Source organism: Streptomyces sp. NBC_01190, assembly GCF_045039895.1.
Lineage (GTDB): Bacteria > Actinomycetota > Actinomycetes > Streptomycetales > Streptomycetaceae > Actinacidiphila.
The window spans coordinates 2,919,598-2,938,341 of the sequence record NZ_CP108580.1 but is presented as its reverse complement, the minus strand read 5'-3'; the positions used below and the strand labels follow the sequence as shown (position 1 = coordinate 2,938,341).

General features: G+C 72.1%; 12 protein-coding genes. 7 read left to right on the top strand and 5 right to left on the bottom strand.

The window, feature by feature from the left end:
• Positions 1 to 6 precede the first annotated feature (6 nt).
• The 5 genes from OG519_RS12225 to OG519_RS12205 all read right to left on the bottom strand — a co-directional run bounded on the left by OG519_RS12225 (position 7) and on the right by OG519_RS12205 (position 7,154).
• Entirely contained in the window at positions 7 to 930 is a 924-nt protein-coding gene (locus OG519_RS12225; RefSeq protein ID WP_405582446.1) for a DivIVA domain-containing protein, read from the bottom strand.
• A gap of 183 nt (positions 931 to 1,113) precedes the next feature.
• Entirely contained in the window at positions 1,114 to 4,206 is a 3,093-nt protein-coding gene (locus tag OG519_RS12220) for an SUKH-4 family immunity protein (protein WP_405582443.1), read from the bottom strand.
• 7 nt (positions 4,207 to 4,213) lie between these two features.
• Positions 4,214 to 5,224, bottom strand: coding sequence for an SMI1/KNR4 family protein (locus tag OG519_RS12215; RefSeq protein ID WP_405582441.1), 1,011 nt, complete (start codon positions 5,222 to 5,224; stop codon positions 4,214 to 4,216).
• A 165-nt stretch (positions 5,225 to 5,389) separates the two neighbouring features.
• Positions 5,390 to 6,133 (bottom strand): hypothetical protein, encoded by a 744-nt coding sequence (locus tag OG519_RS12210; protein WP_405582439.1) that lies wholly within the window; start codon positions 6,131 to 6,133, stop codon positions 5,390 to 5,392.
• A gap of 241 nt (positions 6,134 to 6,374) precedes the next feature.
• Complete coding sequence (locus OG519_RS12205; protein WP_405582436.1) at positions 6,375 to 7,154, bottom strand: sensor domain-containing protein; 780 nt, start codon at positions 7,152 to 7,154, stop codon at positions 6,375 to 6,377.
• Positions 7,155 to 7,431: 277 nt separating this feature from the next.
• Here OG519_RS12205 and OG519_RS12200 point away from each other — a divergent pair, with 277 nt between their 5' ends.
• The 7 genes from OG519_RS12200 to OG519_RS12170 all read left to right on the top strand — a co-directional run bounded on the left by OG519_RS12200 (position 7,432) and on the right by OG519_RS12170 (position 18,693).
• Positions 7,432 to 7,941, top strand: a complete 510-nt coding sequence (locus tag OG519_RS12200) for a YwqJ-related putative deaminase (RefSeq protein WP_405582434.1) — start codon at positions 7,432 to 7,434, stop codon at positions 7,939 to 7,941.
• An 8-nt stretch (positions 7,942 to 7,949) separates the two neighbouring features.
• Positions 7,950 to 8,447 carry an SUKH-3 domain-containing protein gene (locus tag OG519_RS12195; protein ID WP_405592675.1) on the top strand — a complete coding sequence of 166 codons (498 nt, stop codon included), beginning with the start codon at positions 7,950 to 7,952 and terminating at the stop codon, positions 8,445 to 8,447.
• A 513-nt stretch (positions 8,448 to 8,960) separates the two neighbouring features.
• On the top strand, positions 8,961 to 9,854 hold the full coding sequence (locus OG519_RS12190) for an ABC transporter ATP-binding protein (RefSeq protein ID WP_405582432.1): 894 nt from the start codon (positions 8,961 to 8,963) through the stop codon (positions 9,852 to 9,854).
• Positions 9,851 to 12,421 carry an ABC transporter permease gene (locus tag OG519_RS12185; RefSeq protein WP_405582430.1) on the top strand — a complete coding sequence of 857 codons (2,571 nt, stop codon included), beginning with the start codon at positions 9,851 to 9,853 and terminating at the stop codon, positions 12,419 to 12,421. The genes OG519_RS12190 and OG519_RS12185 overlap by 4 nt, the downstream gene beginning before the upstream one ends.
• Positions 12,422 to 12,699: 278 nt before the next feature.
• A complete protein-coding gene (gene mfd / locus OG519_RS12180; protein WP_405582427.1) occupies positions 12,700 to 16,278 on the top strand; it encodes a transcription-repair coupling factor in 3,579 nt (1,192 codons plus the stop codon).
• Between the two features lie 188 nt (positions 16,279 to 16,466).
• Positions 16,467 to 17,561 carry a glycoside hydrolase family 19 protein gene (locus tag OG519_RS12175; RefSeq protein WP_405582425.1) on the top strand — a complete coding sequence of 365 codons (1,095 nt, stop codon included), beginning with the start codon at positions 16,467 to 16,469 and terminating at the stop codon, positions 17,559 to 17,561.
• A 187-nt stretch (positions 17,562 to 17,748) separates the two neighbouring features.
• On the top strand, positions 17,749 to 18,693 hold the full coding sequence (locus OG519_RS12170) for a TolB family protein (RefSeq protein ID WP_405582422.1): 945 nt from the start codon (positions 17,749 to 17,751) through the stop codon (positions 18,691 to 18,693).
• Positions 18,694 to 18,744: the final 51 nt, after the last annotated feature.

The following is an 18,744-nucleotide window of genomic DNA, read 5'->3' as shown; positions in this document are numbered from 1 at the left end:
TTCCGGCTAGGCGGGCATCGGAGGCTCGCGGTCCTCGGGGAGGGTACGGCCGGTGAGCGCGGCGAGCGTGGTGCGGATGTGGGCGAGGTGCGCCCGGATCTCCTCCCCGTGCTCCTCGTGCTCCCGCAGCACCCGCTCCGCCTCCCGGCGCACCCGCTCCTCCTGGGCCCGTGCCCGGGCGATGAGTTCGAAGGCCCGCGCTTCGGCCGCCGCCTGCTCGGTCTGGAGCGCCTCCTCCGCCTGGAGACGTTCCTTCTGCGCCTCGGCCAGCCGTCCCTCGGCGTCGGTGAGGAGATCGGTGAGCCGGCCGTCCACACCGGCCTCGCGCTCGGCCAGATCGTGCTCCAGCGCGTCGAGCCGCTCCCGCCGGTCCTGTTCGGCCTGTGCCCGGCCGCGCTCGGCGTCGTCCCGGATCGCCGCCAGCGCCGCGCCGGCCTCGCCGCGGACCGCCTGCGCCGCGGCCCGGGCCTCGCCCAGAATCTCGTTGGCCCGGCCGCGCGCTTCGTCCAGTACGGCCTGGGCCTGCTCCTCCGCCGCCGCGACCCGGGCGGCGGCCGCCGCGCGCGCCTCGTCCTGGAGCGTGCGGCGCGCGGTGTCCGCGGCGTCCCGCGCGTACTGCGCCTCGGTCTCCGCCCGGTCCCTTACGGCCGCGGCCTCCTCCTCGACCAGCCGCAGCAAGTCCTGCGCGCCGGAACCGAGCACGTCGTAGACGGCCGAGGAGAGCGCGGCCACCTGCCCGCGCAGCTCGGCGCACTCGGCGTCCATCTCATTGGCGAGCACCGTCAGCCGGGCCGCCCGCTCCCACGCCGCGTCCCGGTCCTCGGACAACTCGTCGAGGAACCGGTCCACCTGGTCGGGCCGGTAACCGCGGACGCGCACGGTGTCGAACCGTCCCCGCGCCGCCGTCGACGCGGTCGTATCACTGCTCATGGCCACTGCCTCTCGCCCTCGAACGTCGGGCTGATCCGTGGTGCCCATTTTTCGTGTATGTCCGAATTGAGGAGCATCGACACTCCGACCGGTCTCCTACCCCGGAAACACGGACGGGCCGGGTCGAAGACGCACCTTCCACCCGGCCCGCACCCCATGGCCGTAGAACCGCCACCGAGAGAGCTACAGCAAGCCGTCCCACATCTGTTCGATCAGCACCGACCACCAGTTGTCCGGCGAGGCGATCGCCGCCGGGTCCTGGGCGGCCAACCCGCTCTGGAAATCGACCGTCCAACGGCCGGCCTGCTCCGGGGTCAGCCCGATCCGCAGCCGCCACATCCGGCCGAGCAGCGCCAGACAGCGGGCGAACTCCGGCAGGCTGGAGTTGACGAACTGCGCCGGCGCCGGCTGCCCGGCCGCCCCCGCTGCCCCCTCCGCTCCCGCCTCTAGGGGCACCGCCACGATGTGCGCCGTGCCGTACTGCACACAGAGCTGGCGACCGAAGTCGTTGCCCATCACCAGATACGAGCCCGCGTCCGCGGCCGGCCGCACCCCGCGCTCGGCGGCGAGTTCGGCGAGCGTCGGCACCGGCCGGCCCGGCTGGGCCTGTGCCCAGAAGAACGGTCCGAAGTCCACCGGCAGCCCCACCCACGTCAGGGTCCGCGCCACGATGTCCGGCACCCCCTGCCGGGAGACCGCGCGCTGGTCGAACCGGAAGACGCCCCGCGGACCGAACGCGCCCGCCAGTTCCTGGCCGATCACCTCCAGCCCCACCGGCGGCACCCGCTGGACCGTGCGCGGGTCCGGTATCGGCACCCGCTGCGGCTGCGGGCGCGCCGGAGCCCCGGCGACCTGGTGCAACTCACCCTGGTGCGTCAGCAGATGGTGCACGCCCTGTCGCCGCCCGGCATGGTCCCTGCCGTAAGGCGCGGTGTGGCTGATCCGCACCTGTGGCCAGGTCTCGCGGATCATCCGGGTGCAGTAGCCACCCGGCAGATCGCACGACTCCAGCTCGGTGTGCAGCTCAAGCACCTGCTCGGGCCGTACGCCCAACGACCGCAGCTCGTGCAGGATCTGCCACTCCGGATGCGGGGTGCCGGGCGCCGACCGCCGGATCACCTGCTGTTCGCTGCCGTCCTGACCGCGATACCGCAGCACCGCCATGTACCCCGGCCCGACAGTCGGCACCCCGGTCTGCTGCGGATAGCCGTACCCCAGCGGCGGTGGCGGAGGTGGCGGTGGCGGCAGGGGCGCCACCCCGCCCGCACCGCCACCCGGAGGCGGTGGCGGCGGGGGCGGCCCGAGGGGCCCGGGTCCGGAGAGCATGGTGGCGGCGTAGTGGGGATCGTTGGCCCCGGGCGGTGGCGGCGGGCCGGCGGGCCCGCCCAGCGGTGAGCCGGGATACTGCGGATTGCCGCTGCCCGGCGCAGCCGGCGGCCCCGCGGGCCCACCCAGCATGGTGGCCGCGTAATGCGGGTTGCCCGCCCCCGGCGGAGGAGGGGTCCCGACCCCCGGTGGGGGTGGCGGCGGGCCGACCGGCCCGGCGCCGGAGGGACCATGCGGACCGGATCGACCGGCGGGTCCGGCGGGACCCGCCGGACCGGCGAACAGGGTCGACGAATAATGGGGCGCGCCCGCGCCGGGAGGCGGCGTGGTCCCGGTCCCGGGCGGCGGCGGGGGCGGGCCGACGGGTCCCGGCCCGGCGAGCATGGTGTCCGCGTGGAAGGGATCGCTCGCGCCGGGCGGCGGTGGCGGGGTGGCCGGAACGGGTCCGGCAGGGCCCGGGTGGCCCGGAGGCGGGGGCACGCTGCCGCGCGGCGCCTTGGCGGTTTCCAGGTCGGCGATGTCCGCGGCGTCGGCACGTGGCGGCGGCAGCGGCACGGCGGGTCCGGCCGGCGGCGGGTAGGCCGAGCCACGGACCGCGTTCGGCACCCCGGGCCGCCGAGGGGCCACCTTCGTCGTTGGCAGCGAACTCACCTGCGGCATCAGCTCCGTCCGGTCGTCCGCGCCCGGCGGCAGCTCTTCCTCGGCCAGGTCCGCCCCGGTGAGCGGGGGTGCGAAAACGGTTGCCGGCACCTCGACGGACTGCCCCTCCCCAGAATCGCTCACCGTCTTCCCGGCCCAACCTCCCTCGGCGCCGACCCCTTGAGCCGGGGTCATGGGGGCAGCCGGGGCGGCCGGTGCCGCCGGCCGCGGGATGTCGCCCGGCGGCGCGGGCGGCATCGTCGGCACGCGATCAGCCGGCGCTTGCGCGGCGCCCGCCTCCCGCCGCCGGTAGTCGATACCCCCCGCGGCGGCCGGCTCGCCAGGGGCGGACGCCGGCTCGCTCGCTTGGCCGGGCCGTCGGTAGTCGATCGGGCCGTCGGCCGCAGCGGCAGCGGTCCCGTGACCGCGTGTGGAATCGGCCGGAGAAGTGTTCCCTGGGTCTTCGGGGGAGCCGGTCCCGGGAACGGCGGGGGAAGAAGCGACGGTGGCGCCGGGATCGCTGCCCCCTGCTGCGGTGGGCTGGGCCTGGGCGGACGCCTGCTCGCTCGCTTGGCCGGGCCGTCGGTAGTCGATCGGGTGGTCGGCCGCAGCGGCAGCGGTCCCGTGACCGGGTGTGGAATCGGCCGGAGAGGTGCCCCCCGGGTCAGCGGGGGAGCCGGTCCCGGAAACGGCGGGCGAAGAAGCAACCGCGGCGCCGGGATCGCCGGGATCGCCGGAAGTACGGGAGGAACCGTAGGCGTGGGCGGAGCCAGCAGGCGAGGCCGCGGCGGGCGCCTGGTCTGCCACGGGTGGGTCGGCCAGTGGGGCCGCGTCCGCCGGGCCGGGTGAACCGGCCAACGCCGAGGCCGCGTTGAGCGAATTGCCCGGGCCAGCGGAATCACCGGGCCCGGCGGCCGAGCCCCGGTTTCCCGCGTCGCTCATCCGGTCCGCCGCGTCCTGGAGCCACTGCGGGGGGCTCAGCAGAAAAGACGTCGCTTCGAGGTCGACCCGCGGTGGCGGTCCCGGCACCGCGTCGTTCGGCACCGGACCGTACTCCTCCTCGTACCGCCGGATGAGCTCGCCGATGGGCAGCGCCGGCCAGAGCGTCGCCTCACCGGTGTCCCGGGCGATGACGACGCGGACCGAGCCCTCGTCGGCGGGTCCGGCGGACGGGCCGTCCGTCCGGGCCTCAGACCACACCACGAACCCGAGGTCGAACTCACGGACCCGGATGTCCCGCGTCTCGTACCCCGACACATCCGCGTTGACCCAGTGCTCCGCGCGCTCCTGCGCCTGTGCGAACGTCACCATGCCCGCCTCACCCCTCCACCGGTACGGCGGCGGCGAAACCGCCGTCCACCATCAGGTTCGCCACCGTCTCCAGCTCCGGCGGATTGCCCGCGAGCCGCAGCAGGAAGGCGTCGAACGTGTCGCCGCACGGCAGCAGCAGCTCCGCCACCCGGTCCGCCGCAGCCTCCCACCGGTCCCCGTCGCGCACGTCGTCATAGGCGCAGAACCAGACCGAACCGGTCCGCGCCCCCCGCACCTTGACGGCGAGCAGGCCGCCCTGGATGTACCCGATGGCCAGGAAGTCCTTGGTGAGGTGGTCGCGCAGGCACTTGTTGACGTACACCAGGTCGTTCACCGCCGCCTCGTCCCTGACGGTGAAGAAGGGCTGGTCGATGAGGAGACCCAGCTCGGGATCGAGGGCCACGCCTTTGGGCGCGCAGCCGCCGGCCGCTTTGAGGAAGGCGCGGTAGGAGCCAGGCAGCCGGTACCCCAACTCCTCCTCGACGTCTCGAACTTGGTGCTCGGTGACGGAGACCGGGTCCGTGGGGAGCCCGAAGTGCGCCGGGCGGCTGTCCTGCAACGGCCGGGTGCCGCGTTTGCCGTGGTCGGCGACGGAGGTGGCCAGCCCTCCGTGATGGCGCAGCAGCGCCTTCACCTCGACCGGGATCAGCTCCAGCCGGCGGCCGCCGAAGACGTGGTGCCAGGTCCAGCCGTGCGGGGTGGCGACCCGCGGGAGGCTGCCCCACAGTTCGTGACGGGCGGCGTGCAGGGCGGCGTTGGCGGACACGTAATCGGTCAGCCGGAGTTCGTCCACGCCGAAGCCCTCCGGAGGTTCGGCGATCTCGGCGGCGGCGCGGGCGTACGGCGAGAAGTCGGGGTGCCCGTCGTCATCGATCCACACCCCCCGCGGGTGGCGGGCCGCCCGCACCGGATCCGGGAAGTGCACGACCTGCCCCGCGTAAGCCGCGTTGGGCGGCGCCGACTGCCCCGCGGCTGCCGGTCCGGGAGGTACTCCCAGTCCCTGCCGACCTGTTGTCATGGCCGTCGCCCCCTGCTCTTCCCTACAGCCCTCCGAACCGATGACCACAGCCTAGGGGTTGCGGCACAAGCCGCGCCGGGTCCGATCCCCCGCCTGTGGATAACTTCGGGCACCTCTTCCGCCGGCCGCTCCCGGCCCCCGGAAGCGCCCCCACCGACTATCCGGCTATCCCCTCTCCGCCGCCTCCAGCTTCGCCACCTGCTTCAGCGGAATCGCCCGGCGCAGCGTCGCCGGTTTGTGATCGGCGCGGACCGTCTCGAACGCGGCGGTGGCGTCCCCGCTGCGTACCACCGTGACCAGCACCGTCCCCGCGGCCCCGCTCGCCGTGTCGCCGATCGTGTAGGTGACCTGCTGATCCCCGAGCGGCGGGCCGGCCGGCGTCACCGGGCGGACGACGAAGGTGGAGATGACGCCGCTCCGCGTCACCTTGTAGCCGCGGCAGGTCCGCAGCGCGGTGCTCAGCTCGTCCAGGACCGCCTTCGCCTCCCCCTTCTTGTAGGAGGCGATCACCTCCAGGCTGATGGCCTTGGCCTTCTTGTCCTTGTCGGCGGTGTCGGTGAGCAGCGCGCCCGCGTAGACCTGCCGGGGGTGCTTGGGCCGGGTGGCCCACTGGTCGGCGATCGGCTGGCAGTCCGGGTGGTCGGGCTTCGACGGCCCGCCGAGCAGTTGGTTCTTGGTGCCCGAGGGGAGCACCTGGAGATGCGGAACGTCGGAGGGCGTGAGCAGCGCCAGGGTGAGCTTGGCGGCGGGCACCGCGCCCGACGCCGGCACGGTCTTCGGCCCCTTCCCGCCCCCGCCGCAGCCGGCCGTCAGCGCGAGCACGGGCAGCAGCAGCGCGACGGCGACCGGGACCGTACGGCGACCGGCGCGGCTACCGGCCAGTAGGCGACTGCGTACACGGATCGACATCGATAGGTCCCCCTGCGTCCTTGCTACGTCGTGGCGGTGGCGGTGGCGTGGCTGCGTGGCTGCGTCATGCGGTGCCGTGGCCGTCCTGCGGCCTCCGGGTGCCGTCCCGGAGCCGCGCGGCGACGACTCGCTGCCGCGCGACTTTACGGCACCCCTTCCGGCCTGCCCCCCGCGGCGCCGCTCACAACACGATCACGGATCCGGCGCGACCCGGCGAGGAACCCGCCCACTCCCGCCGCCGCTACTTGCCCTGCGCCGCCCGCAGCTTGTCGTTCTGCTCGCGGGCCACGTTGAGCGGCAGTTCGCCGGCGCCGCCCGCCGACTTCACCGAGAGATAGGCGGTGATGGTGTCACCGGTCTTCACCACGGACACCCGCGCCGCCCCGCTCTTCTTGTCGGCCGTATCGGTCATCACATAGGACGCCGAGGCATCGCCGGTCGCCACCGCCGGGCCCTTGGTGATGGCGAACGGGGTCTTCGTCCCGGTGTTGTCGACCGCGTTGAAGGTGGTGCAGGTGCCGAGCGCCTGCTTCACCGAGTCGATGACCTTCTGGGCGTCGCCGGGCGCGTGGCTGGCGACGAGCATCTGGTCGATCTCGGCCGGTGTGGTCTGGCCGGCGGCCGGGGTCTTAGCGAAGGCCGCGCCGACGAACGCCATCCGGTGGATCTTGGGCTTGCTGCTGGTGATGTCGGCCAGCGGCTGGCACTGCGGCTTGTCCGTGGTGAGCGTGGAGTCGTCCTGGGAGTCCTGGGTGTCGGTCTGCGAGACCTGCACCGTCCAGCCCGGCACGTCCGCGTCGGTGACCAGCGCGCTCGTCAACTGGGCCTTGGTCAGCGGCGCCTTGCCGTTGGGCGCGGAGGACGCCGTGGACGACGAGGGAGGCCTGGTCGTGGAGCCGCCGTCGGCGTTCGCCGACTTCGACGCCTTTGAGGAGCCCGAGGAGCCCGACGAGCAGCCGGCGGCGAGCAGCAGCGCCGGCAGTACGGCGACGGTGGCCACGGCGATCCGGGTCTTGCGCATGGGTCACATTCCCTGTCTCGGCGGTGGGGGGACCCGCGAGGCGGGCCGACTGACGATCCTCCGCCACCTGGGCCGTATCGTCCATGCTGCTTCGCCTTCCTGTGTACGCCCTGTGGCCGCGTCGGCGACGGAGCGTCATCCGACGGTGACAAGTCCCACACGGAACGGGTGGTGAACGGCGTTCGGCTTCCCCATCACACGACCCGTTTGGCACTCTGATCAACACATGGGGGACCACCCGCCTCGAGGCGGGCGGACGGAGGGATGCACGCACAATATGACAAGTCACCTACAAGCGGCGGGGACCGCCGATCCGAGGCCGAGCTGGAGCGCGGTTCTCGATCCGGCCGGGCCGCCGGTCCTGCGGCACCGCAGGGACGGGATCCTGCCCGCGGTCGCGGCGGCGCTCTCCATCCGCGACGAGGTGCTGACCTGCACCGGGTCCAAGGGCGAGCAGCCGCCCGAACTCCACCCTCTCGTCCGGGAGTTGCTCGACGCACTCCCGGTCGGGCAGCGCGAGCGGTTCACCGGGCGCTGCGCCGAGGCGGTGCTGCTCTCCCGCCATCTGACGGCCGTCGAGGCGAACCGCGGCAAGCGCGCCTCCCGTCGGCCGCTCACCCAGAGTGAGGCGCGCAAGGCACTGCGCGGCGCCAAGGTGACCGCCCGCCGGATCCGCGAGGACGGCGACCCGGCGCACGGCGCCTATGCCCCGCCCTGCCGGTCGTGCGCCCCGCTGCTCGCGCACTTCGGGGTACGGCCCTTCGACCCGGCGGTGGAGGGGGCGTGAGCGACTTCATGACGGCCGAGGGACCGGCCAGTACGCGCTTCCCGGTCGGAGTGGACGCGGCCTTGCGCGCCGCGGGCTGGCGGCCCGGCCGCTGGGACATCAGGCAGGCGGAGGAGTGGGCCGACCGGCTGCGGGCGTACGAGTCGCCGGCCGGTCACCGGCACGCGGTCTTCCCGGCCGCGGTCGAGGCGTGGGCGGAGTTCGGCGGTCTGGAGATCCCGCCGGTGTCAGGGCCCGGCCGGCAGACCGTGCCCAGCGCCGTGGTGGTCGACCCGATGCGCGGCCTGCACCTGGCCCGTACCTTCGGCGACCTCGGCCGCGCTCTGGAGACCGGGATCAGCCCGCTCGGCGAGGAGCCGGACACCGGCGCCCTGCTGGCCATCGACGCCGAGGGGCGCGTCTACGCGGTGGACCACACCGGCGACTGGTACGCCGGGCCCGACATCGATCGTGCGCTGGCCGCACTGGTCGGCGGCGAACGGCCGGCCCGGCTCAGCCTCAACTGACGGCTGACGGCTGACGCGCCTCAACCGACCGCTGACGCCGGGCCGCCGACAACCCTGCTGACGGCCCGTCACCGCCCCGTCCAGGACCGATCAGCGGCTCGGCATCCGCCCATCGCCGACGGCCCATCCGACTCCCGGGCCCGCCCCCGTACTTCCGTGTACGCCACACCCTCGCACGTGTCCGCGCCGGACCCCGACGTCTGCCTCCTCCCCAGGTAGCACTCCCCTAGGGGGAGACACCTACTTTCGGCAGCCGCTGATTCGTACCGCCGGATGACGATCCCGGCGCCCGCTGTCAATACCGTCTGAGCATGGGGTTGGGAAGACACGCCCCGCTCCCCGGGACCGGGGGTGGGGCTACCCCCACTCCACGACGGAGACCTGCCCCATCGTGCCGCCGGGCACGCTTCGGCAGGCTGGGACGCGACACCACGGCAGGACCACCGCAGAACCACGGCAACCACGGCAACACGGCAACACGGCAACCACGCCAGAAGAACACCAGGAGTGAAAGTGACGACGGCAGTGACGATTCCCAAGGCCGGGGGCAACGGAGAACGTTCGGCTGTTGCCGCCGCGGCCCGCTCGGTGACCAAGGCGTACGGCGCCGGCGAGACCCGCGTGCTCGCCCTTGACGAGGTCGATGTCGACATCGCCCGTGGCCGCTTCACCGCGATCATGGGCCCCTCGGGTTCCGGCAAGTCCACCCTGATGCACTGCCTGGCCGGTCTCGACACCGTGACCGAGGGCCGCATCTGGATCGGCGGCACCGAGATCACCGGGCTGAAGGACAAGCACCTCACCCGGCTGCGCCGCGACAAGATCGGCTTCATCTTCCAGTCGTTCAACCTGCTGCCGACGCTCAACGCGGTGGAGAACATCACCCTGCCGATGGACATCGCCGGCCGCAAGGTCGACCGCGCCTGGCTGGACCAGGTGGTGGAGACCGTCGGCCTCGGCGACCGGCTCAAGCACCGCCCGACGCAGCTCTCCGGCGGCCAGCAGCAGCGGGTCGCGGTGGCCCGGGCCCTCGCCGCCCGTCCCGAGATCATCTTCGGCGACGAGCCGACCGGAAACCTCGACTCCAGGGCCGGCGCCGAGGTACTCGGCTTCCTGCGCCGCTCGGTCGACGAACTCGGTCAGACCATCGTCATGGTCACCCACGACCCGGTCGCGGCCTCGTACGCGGACCGGGTGCTGTATCTGGCCGACGGCCGGATCGTCGAGGAGATGACCAGCCCGACCGCCGAGTCCGTCCTCGAACGCATGCTGCGCTTCACCGGGGAGGCCACCGGGGACGCCGCGGGCAGGGCCGCCGGGGACAGGAAGACCGCCGGGGACGCCTCCCGGAAGGGCGCCGGAAACGAGTCGCACGGTCGCGTCGAGGGTCGCGGGAGCGCGTCGTGACCATCTTCAGGACCTCCGTGCGCAACTTCTTCGCGCACAAGGGGCGGATGGCGCTCTCCGCGGTCGCCGTCCTGCTGTCGGTGGCGTTCGTCTGCGGCACCCTGGTGCTCACCGACACCATGACCGCCACCTTCGACAAGCTCTTCGGCTCCACCGCCTCCGACGTCACCATCAGCGCGCCGAAGGTCGACAACGAGCAGGCCACCGGCATCCCGGACACCGTGCCGGCGTCGCTCCAGGGCACGTTGGCCCACGTGGCCGGGGTGGCCGCGTCCGCCCCCGATGTGACCAGCCAGGACGTCACCGTCGCCGACGCGCACAACGACAAGATCAGTCCGTCCTCCGGCGCCCCGACCATCGTCAGCAACTGGGACCCGACCGAGACCAAGGCCGTCGAGCTGACCTCGGGGCACCTGCCCACGGGCGCCTCCGACGCGCTGCTCGACGCCGACACCGCCAACAAGCACCACCTGCGGATCGGTGACACGCTGCGGGTCATCGCCGCCCCGGGCGACTTCGACGTGACGCTCACCGGCATCGTCACCTTCAAGTCCACCAACCCCGGCGCCGCCGTGGTCTACGTGGACACCGCGACCGCCCAGAGCAAGCTGCTCGGCCGTACCGACGCCTACACCGGCTTCGGGCTGACCGCCGCCAAGGGCGTCAGCGACGAGCAGCTCAAGGCGAACGTCAAGGCGGCCATCGGCGGCCACTACACCATCGACACCGCGGCCGAGACGAAGCAGAAGGACAAGGACGACCTCGGCGGCTTTCTGAACTTCATGAAGTACGCGATGCTCGGCTTCGCCGGGATCGCGGTCCTGGTCGGCATCTTCCTGATCGTCAACACCTTCTCGATGCTGGTCGCCCAGCGGACCCGTGAGATCGGTCTGATGCGGGCCCTCGGGTCGAGCCGCCGGCAGATCAACCGGTCGGTGCTGATCGAGGCGGTCATGCTCGGCGTCACCGGCTCGGTGCTCGGTATCGGCGGCGGCATCGGGCTGGCCATCGGACTGATGAAGCTGATGGGCAAGGTCGGCATGAAGCTCGACATGTCCGAGCTGACCATCAAGGCGTCCACCCCGCTGGTGGGCCTGCTCATCGGTGTCGTGGTCACCGTGGTGTCCGCCTATGTGCCCGCCCGCCGGGCCGGGAAGATCTCCCCGATGGCGGCGCTGCGCGACGCGGGCACCCCGGCCGACGCGAAGTCCGGCCGGATCCGGGCCGCACTCGGCCTCCTCGTCTCGGCGGCTGGCGTGCTCGCCCTGGTGGCGGCGACCCAGGCGGCCAAGGCGGCGACCGGCGGCAGTCTGCTCGGCCTCGGGGTGCTGCTCACCCTGATCGGCTTTGTGATCATCGGCCCGCTGCTGGCCAATGTGATCGTACGAGCGGTCAGTGCCGTGCTGCTGCGCTTCTTCGGTCCGATGGGCCGGCTCGCCGAGCGCAACGCGCTGCGCAACCCGCGCCGTACCGGTGCCACCGCGTCCGCGCTGATGATCGGACTGGCGCTGGTGGCCGGCATGTCGGTGGTCGGCTCCTCCATGGTCGCCTCCGCCAACGATCAGCTCGACAAGTCCGTCGGTGCCGACTTCATCATCCAGGTCGGCGACAACGGTGCCCAGCCGATCACCCCGGCGGCGCTGAAGGCGCTGCGGTCCGCCAAGGACGTCGAGCACTTCACCGACTACACCGTCGTCAACGCGACCCTCACCACCCCCGCCGGCAAGGTGATCAAGGACCGGCTGAGCGCCGCCGATCCCAGCTACGCCGAGGACCTCCGCCTCGACACGGTCCACGGCAAGCTCACCGACGCCTACGGCAAGGACGCCATGTCGGTGCCCGAGGGCTTCGCCAACGACAACCACGTCAAGCTCGGCGACGAGATGACCGTCGCCATGGTCGGCGGCCGCACCGCCAAGCTGCGGATCGCCGCGATCACCAGCGACGACACCACCATCGAGCACGGCACGCTGTTCACCGGCATCGACACCGCCCGCCGCTATCTGCCGGCCGACAAGATGCCCGGCGACTTCCTGCTCTTCGGCAAGGCGGTCGACGGCAAGGAACAGCAGGCCTACGCCTCGCTCAAGGCCGCGGCCAGGAACTATCCGCAGATCGACGTGCGGGACCAGGCCGACTACAAGACCCAGATCCAGCACCAGGTCAACCAGCTCCTCTACATGATCTACGTGCTGCTCGGCCTCGCCATCGTGGTCGCCGTCCTGGGCGTGGTGAACACCCTCGCCCTGTCGGTGGTCGAACGCACCCGGGAGATCGGCCTGATGCGCGCCATCGGCACCTCCCGGCGGCAGCTCCGGCGCATGATCCGGCTCGAATCGGTGGTGATCGCGCTCTTCGGCGCGCTGATCGGGGTGGTCCTCGGCCTGGGCTGGGGCTCGACCGGGCAGCGGGTCCTGGCCTCCCAGGGACTCGGCATCCTGCGGATCCCCTGGACGACGATCATCGTGGTCTTCGTCGCCTCGGCGCTCGTCGGCCTGCTGGCGGCCCTGCTGCCGGCCTTCAGGGCGGCCCGGATGAACGTACTCAACGCCATCGCCACGGACTGATCCACCCGTCCGCACCGATCGCGGCGGCCCCGGCAGCGCAGCCCCCCGCGCGCCGGGGCCGTCGTCCGTCCGGCGGCGGCCCCCGCAGGCCCCCGCCGCCCGCCCCCGCCGATGGCGGGACCACGTCGGAAAGCGGCCGGAAAGCGGTCCCTGCGGTGCGTGTCGGCGGCAGGTCGTACGCTGGGAGTACCCCGGCCCGTGACACGTGTCGGGCGGTTCGTGTTGCCCGTACGGCACCGCGCCTTGTTTCTCTCGCCTGCCCCCGGGACGGAATCCTGATGAGTCTGAACGGTCTGGTCGACGTCGTCGTCGAGGACCCCGCCCTCGCCGAGGCGGTGGCCGCCGCCACCTCCGGCGCCCGCCCCCTGGTGGACCTGGTGGGTCCGCCCGCCGCCCGCCCGGTGGTGGTCGCCGCGCTCGCCGCGCGCGCCCACCGCACCGTGCTCGCGGTGACCGCGACCGGCCGCGAGGCGGAGGACCTGGCCGCCGCGCTGCGCTCCCTGCTGCCGCCCGACGCCGTAGTGGAGTACCCGGCCTGGGAGACACTGCCGCACGAGCGGCTCTCCCCGCGCAGCGACACCGTCGGCCGTCGGCTCGCCGTCCTGCGCCGACTCGCCCACCCGCGGGCCGACGACCCGTCGGCAGGACCGGTCCAGGTCGTCGTGGCGCCGATCCGGTCCGTGCTCCAGCCGCAGGTCAAGGGGCTCGGCGACCTGGAGCCGGTGTTTTTGCGCAGCGGGCAGAGCGCGGACCTCGGCAGCGTGGTGGACGGGCTGGCGGCAGCCGCGTACGCCCGGGTGGAGCTGGTCGAGAAGCGCGGCGAGTTCGCGGTACGCGGCGGCATCCTGGACGTCTTCCCGCCCACCGAGGAGCATCCGCTGCGGGTGGAGTTCTGGGGTGACGACGTCGAGGAGATCCGCTACTTCAAGGTCGCCGACCAGCGCTCCCTGGAAGTCGCGGAACACGGCCTGTGGGCGCCGCCCTGCCGCGAGCTGCTGCTGACCCCGCAGGTGCGGGCCAGGGCCGCCGAGCTGGGCGCCCGGCACCCAGAACTCGACGAGATGCTCGGCAAGATCGCCGAGGGCATCGCGGTGGAGGGCATGGAGTCTTTGGCGCCCGTCCTCGTCGACGACATGGAGCTGCTGCTGGACGTACTGCCGGCCGGCGCGATGGCGGTGGTCTGCGACCCTGAGCGGGTCCGTACCCGCGCCGCCGACCTGGTGGCGACCTCGCAGGAGTTCCTGGAAGCGTCCTGGGCGGCGTCGGCGGGCGGCGGTGAGGCCCCGGTCGACCTCGGCGCGGCTTCGCTGTGGGCGATCGCGGACGTACGGGACCGGGCGCGCGAACTGGGCCTCGCCTGGTGGTCGGTGAGCCCCTTCGCGGCCGACGAGATCGCCGCCGCCGAGCGGCTCGCCACCGGTGACACCGGCCTGGAGCGGGAGTTCGGCGACACCCTGCGGCTCGGGATGCACGCGCCCGAGCTGTACCGCGGCGACACCGCGCGGGCGCTGGCCGACACCAAGGGCTGGCTGGCCGACGGGTGGCGCACGGTCTTCGTCACCGAAGGCCACGGCCCCGCCTCCCGGATGGTGGAGGTGCTCGGCGGCGAGGGCATCGCCGCCCGCCTCGACCTGGAACTCGGCGCGCTGACGCCCGCGGTCGTCCACGTCGCCACCGGCTCGGTGGAGCACGGCTTCATCGACCCCGCCCGCAAGCTGGCGGTGCTCACCGAGACCGACCTGTCGGGCCAGAAGTCGTCCACCAAGGACATGGGGCGGATGCCGTCCCGCCGCCGCAAGTCCATCGACCCGCTCACCCTGGTCGGCGGTGACTACATCGTGCACGAACAGCACGGTGTGGGCCGCTATGTGGAGATGGTGCAGCGGACGGTGCAGGGCGCCACCCGCGAGTACCTGGTGGTGGAGTACGCGGCGGCCAAGCGCGGCCAGCCCGGCGACCGGCTCTTCGTGCCCACCGACCAGTTGGAGCAGATCACCAAGTACGTGGGCGGCGAGGCGCCCTCGCTGCACCGGCTCGGCGGCGCGGACTGGACCAAGACCAAGGCCCGCGCGAAGAAGGCGGTCAAGGAGATCGCCGCCGACCTGATCCGCCTGTACTCGGCGCGGATGGCCGCCCCCGGCCACACCTTCACCCCGGACACCCCCTGGCAGCGCGAGCTGGAGGACGCCTTCCCGTACGCGGAGACGCCCGACCAGCTCACCACCATCGCCGAGGTGAAGGAGGACATGGAGAAGTCGGTGCCGATGGACCGGCTGATCTGCGGCGACGTGGGTTACGGCAAGACGGAGATCGCGGTCAGGGCCGCCTTCAAGGCGGTGCAGGACGGCAAGCAGGTCGCGGTGCTCGTACCGACGACACTGCTGGTCCAGCAGCACTTCGGCACCTTCTCCGAGCGGTACGCGCAGTTCCCGGTGAAGGTGCGGGCGCTGTCCCGCTTCCAGACCGACACCGAGGCCAAGGCGGCGCTCGAAGGGCTGCGGGACGGCTCGGTCGACGTGGTCATCGGCACCCACCGGCTGTTCTCGTCGGAGACCAAGTTCAAGGACCTGGGCCTGGTCATCGTGGACGAGGAGCAGCGGTTCGGCGTCGAGCACAAGGAGCAGTTGAAGAAGCTGCGGGCCAACGTGGACGTCCTCACCATGTCCGCGACGCCGATCCCGCGCACCCTGGAGATGGCGGTCACCGGCATCCGTGAGATGTCCACGATCACCACCCCGCCGGAGGAACGGCACCCGGTGCTGACGTTCGTCGGACCGTACGAGGAACGGCAGATCGGCGCCGCGGTCCGTCGGGAGCTGCTGCGCGAGGGCCAGGTCTTCTACATTCACAACCGGGTGGAATCCATCGACCGGGCCGCGGCCCGGCTGCGCGAGATCGTGCCGGAGGCGCGGATCGCCACCGCGCACGGGCAGATGGGGGAGTCGCAGCTCGAACAGGTCGTGGTGGACTTCTGGGAGAAGAAGTTCGATGTGCTGGTGTCGACGACGATCGTCGAATCCGGTATCGACATCCCTAACGCCAACACGCTCATCGTGGAGCGCGGCGACACCTTCGGCCTCTCGCAGCTCCACCAGTTGCGCGGCCGGGTCGGCCGGTCCCGGGAGCGCGGCTACGCCTACTTCCTCTACCCGCCGGAGAAGCCGCTCACCGAGACGGCGCACGAGCGGCTGGCGACCATCGCCCAGCACACCGAGATGGGCGCGGGCATGTACGTCGCGATGAAGGACCTGGAGATCCGCGGCGCCGGCAATCTGCTCGGCGGCGAGCAGTCGGGGCACATCGCGGGCGTCGGCTTCGACCTCTACGTACGGATGGTCGGCGAAGCGGTTGCCGATTACCGGTCGGCCCTGGAAACGGGCGGCGAGCCCGAGGAGACGCTGCTCGACGTCAAGATCGAGCTGCCGGTCGACGCGCACGTCCCGCACGACTACGCGCCCGGTGAACGGCTGCGTCTCCAGGCGTACCGGTCGATCGCCGCGGCCACCACCGACGAGGACATCACCGCGGTCAGGGACGAACTCACCGACCGCTACGGCAAGCTGCCGGAGCCGGTGGAGAACCTGCTGCTCGTCGCGGGCCTGCGGATGCTGGCCCGGCGGGTGGGGGTCGGCGACATCACCCTCCAGGGGGCCAATGTGCGCTTCGGCCCGGTGGAGCTGCGGGAGTCGCAGGAGCTGCGGCTCCAGCGGATCTACCCGCGGTCACTGATCAAGCACTCGACCAGGCAGGTGCTGGTGCCACGGCCGGCCACCGCGCGGATCGGCGGGAAGCCCGTGGTGGGCCGGGAACTGCTCCAGTGGACGGCGGAGTTCCTGACGACGGTGCTGGGGTCGTAAGGCTCCGCGGCGCAGCGGCGGGTGGGCCGACGGCTGAAGTGCCGTCGGCCCACCGCTTGTTTCCGCCGGTTCCCGGCAGTTCTTGCCGGTGACCGTGGCTTGAATTGGTCTGGACTATTGACAGGTCCAGACCAATCCGTTTGAGTGCTGACTCGACCCCACTTCACCCCCCCACAAGGAGTGGTCACGTGTCGAGACAACGGATCATCGCCCTGTTCGCCGCCCTCGCGGTGGCCATCGGGCTCGCGATCCTCGTACCGCTGTCCTCCACCGCTTCCGCCGCCACCTGCGCCTCGCCGTGGAGTTCGTCGACGGTCTACACCGGCGGCCAGTCCGCCTCCTACAGCAGCCACAACTGGCTCGCCAAGTGGTGGACGCAGGGCGAGACGCCCGGCGCCGCCGACGTCTGGAGCGACCAGGGCGCCTGTGGCGGCTCCTCGGGTGGCACCGGAGGCACCGGGGGCTGTAGCTACCCGGCCTGGGTGGCCGGCCAGTCCTACGTGACCGGGAACGTCGTCCGCTACACCGACGGCAACTACTACATCGCCGAGCACGACAACCCGGGCTACGACCCGATCATCAGCACCTGGTACTGGGACCCGTACACCTGCACCGGCGGCAGCGGCGGGACGACCGGCGGTACCACGCCGCCGCCCAACCCCGGTGGATTCGTCGTCAGCGAGGCCCAGTTCAACCAGATGTTCCCGAGCCGGAACTCCTTCTACACCTACAGCGGGCTGACCGCCGCCCTCAGCGCGTACCCCGGCTTCGCCACCACCGGCAGCGACACGGTGAAGAAGCAGGAAGCCGCGGCCTTCCTCGCCAACGTCAGCCACGAGACCGGCGGCCTCGTCTACATCGTCGAGCAGAACACCGCCAACTACCCGACCTACTGCGACAGCAGCCAGTCGTACGGGTGCCCGGCCGGACAGGCCGCGTACTACGGTCGCGGACCCATCCAGCTCAGCTGGAACTTCAACTACAAGGCGGCCGGCGACGCACTCGGCATCGATCTGCTGCACAACCCGAACCTCGTCCAGACCGACGCGGCGGTCGCCTGGAAGACCGGCCTCTGGTACTGGAACACCCAATCCGGACCCGGCACCATGACCCCGCACAACGCCATGGTCAACGGCGCCGGCTTCGGTCAGACGATCCGCAGCATTAACGGCAGCATCGAGTGCAACGGCGGCAACCCGGCGCAGGTGCAGAGCCGGATCAACGCGTACACGAGCTTCACCTCGATCCTGGGCGTGCCGACCGGGGGCAACCTGTCCTGCTGAGGGGGCTGTGCCGACCGGTGAACAGTGACCGGTGACTAGTGTCCAGCGACCAGTGACTTGTGACCAGCGTCGACGGTTGACGGCCCCGGCTTTTAGCCGTTCACCGGCGCCGCGGGCACCCCTCGAACGCGCGCCCCGCTCCCGGACCCTGAGGAGCGGGGCGCGCCACCCATTAGGGTGGGCGGCTGTGACGATCACCCGTGCCGGTACGAACATCCGACCCCTGGCGCCGGGGCAGCGTGCCCGACTGATGGTCGCCTCCGTCCGGGATGGCGACGAGGGCTCCCCGCGGGTCGTGCACGAGACGACGGGCAGCGCGCTGGAAGCCCCCAACTGGACGCCGGACGGCCGCTGGCTGGTCTTCAACCAGGACGGTCTGCTGCTGCGGATCGCCGCCGACGTGTCGTGGGGCGACGCTGGCCCGGGCCCCGAGATCATCGACACCGGGGGCATCACGGACGCCAACAACGACCATGTGCTCTCCCCGGACGGCCGCACCCTCTATCTTTCGGCGGGCGACGGGCACATCCACGCCGTTCCGTTCGAGGGCGGCCCGGCCCGCCGGGTGACCAACGAGCAGGCACCGGGCGTCTTCCAGCCGTTCCGGCACTTCCTGCACGGTGTCTCCCCTGACGGCCGCACCCTCGCCTACGTGGGCGTCGAACCCTACGGTGGCGACGAATGGGGTTATCGCAACATCTTCACCGTGCCGGCGGCGGGCGGCCCCGACACCCGGCTGACCGACGAACCCGCTCCCGCCGACGGCCCGGAGTTCAGCCCGGACGGTGCCTGGATCTACTTCAACTCCGAGCACGGCGCCACCGTCCCCGGCCATGCCCAGCTCTTTCGGATGCGGCCCGACGGCACCGGACTGACCCGGCTCACCTCGGACGAACGGGTCAACTGGTTCCCGCATCTGTCGCCCGACGGCCGCCACGTGCTCTACATCAGTTTCCCGCCGGGTACCGAGGGCCACCCGGCCGACCGCGAGGTGATCCTGCGCCGCATCGACCCGGACGGCGGCGCCCCGCGGGACGTCCTCTCCTTCTTCGGCGGCCAGGGCAGCCTCAACGTCAACAGCTGGGCCCCCGACTCCCAGCACTTCGCCTACGTTGACTATCCGATGATCTGACGCGGGGGGTCTGGCCGAAGGGACGTGCCGCCAGGAGGAGCCCGCGAGGCC

Coding starts and splice junctions, on each gene's coding strand:
- OG519_RS12225 (WP_405582446.1), bottom strand. CDS start 930: ATGAGCAGTGATACGACCGCGTCGACGGCGGCGCGGGGACGGTTCGAC.
- OG519_RS12220 (WP_405582443.1), bottom strand. CDS start 4,206: ATGGTGACGTTCGCACAGGCGCAGGAGCGCGCGGAGCACTGGGTCAAC.
- OG519_RS12215 (WP_405582441.1), bottom strand. CDS start 5,224: ATGACAACAGGTCGGCAGGGACTGGGAGTACCTCCCGGACCGGCAGCC.
- OG519_RS12210 (WP_405582439.1), bottom strand. CDS start 6,133: ATGTCGATCCGTGTACGCAGTCGCCTACTGGCCGGTAGCCGCGCCGGT.
- OG519_RS12205 (WP_405582436.1), bottom strand. CDS start 7,154: ATGCGCAAGACCCGGATCGCCGTGGCCACCGTCGCCGTACTGCCGGCG.
- OG519_RS12200 (WP_405582434.1), top strand. CDS start 7,432: ATGACAAGTCACCTACAAGCGGCGGGGACCGCCGATCCGAGGCCGAGC.
- OG519_RS12195 (WP_405592675.1), top strand. CDS start 7,950: ATGACGGCCGAGGGACCGGCCAGTACGCGCTTCCCGGTCGGAGTGGAC.
- mfd (WP_405582427.1), top strand. CDS start 12,700: ATGAGTCTGAACGGTCTGGTCGACGTCGTCGTCGAGGACCCCGCCCTC.